This is a genomic window from Priestia sp. P5_B4 (assembly GCF_056400385.1).
The window spans coordinates 1-1,042 of sequence record NZ_JBFULJ010001123.1 but is presented as its reverse complement, the minus strand read 5'-3'; the positions used below and the strand labels follow the sequence as shown (position 1 = coordinate 1,042).

The 1,042-nt window shown below is 38.3% G+C and carries 2 protein-coding genes; one reads left to right on the top strand and one right to left on the bottom strand.

Annotated features, from left to right (window positions below; genetic code table 11):
• Positions 1 to 264, bottom strand: a 264-nt coding sequence (locus tag AC1DRF_RS29315; RefSeq protein ID WP_477742485.1) for a Y-family DNA polymerase, incomplete at its 3' end; no start/stop codon positions are given.
• Positions 265 to 428: 164 nt separating this feature from the next.
• On the opposite strand from AC1DRF_RS29315, the gene AC1DRF_RS29310 reads away from it, so the two are divergent.
• Complete coding sequence (locus AC1DRF_RS29310; RefSeq protein ID WP_477742484.1) at positions 429 to 1,007, top strand: DedA family protein; 579 nt, start codon at positions 429 to 431, stop codon at positions 1,005 to 1,007.
• Positions 1,008 to 1,042 lie beyond the last annotated feature (35 nt).

Below are 1,042 nucleotides of genomic sequence, written 5' to 3'. Positions count from 1 at the left end.
ATATAATGGAAAATTAGGTTTTATCACAACCAGCTCAGGGCATTTTCTTTTCGCTTCCCAAAGAGGCATTGGCGCATATACTCCACGTTTACGAGCAATATAGTTACAGGTTACAACAATTCCTCTTCGTTCCTTTGGATTGCCAGCAATAGCAAGAGGCTTATCTTTGAGCGTATGATCATGTGCGGTTTCAACAGATGCATAAAAAGCATTGGCATCAATATGAAGAATAACTTTGCCGTTTTTAGGGTACATCATTTTCATACTATCACCTCTTTCTGTATAATTAATCCCCGAAAGAAGAACGTACATTCTTATTTATTATAACTCTTTTTTTCTAAGTTGTGCGTACCTATACTTTATTTTTATTTTGAGCGAACACTGTGTGTCACTCTCTCGTATTCTAATGAAGAAAGGAGGAAGAAAACGTGATTGATCAGCTTATCGGAGCCATTAACCAATTAGGCTACGGATATTTCTTTTTTATCATTTTAGTCGGAGCCAACCTTACTCCTATTCCTGACCCGGTATATATTATGCTTGCGGGCAGTCAGGCTACATCTCCGTCCGTTCAGTATATTCCAGCTTTTATACTTACCTACAGCGGCATGATGATTAGCTTATATCTTAAGTTTTTGATAGCCAGTCTTTTTTCAGCTCAGGCGCTTGCGCTATTAAAACGCCCGCGATGGGAAAAAAATGTGATGAAAGTCGAGCGAACGATTCAAGAATATGGATCTCACGCCATCATTGCAAGCTACTTTTTACCAGGAATGCGACATGTGATGCCTTTTTTTCTCGGAGCAAGCGGAATGAAGCATCGGCATTATATTAAAGTCTCATTTTCTTTCGGTTTTATTTGGACGCTCGCTTTATTTATTTTCGGTTCCTTTTTTAATACGACATCTTCTTATACGGACGTGATTGAGATCACTTTAGCTTTTTGTGCGATCAGTTTGATTATCTATGCCGTCCAAAGAAGAAAAATACGAAAMAAACAGCAGTAGTTTGTGTGAGAAGTTCTTTTTCACAAACTGCTGCT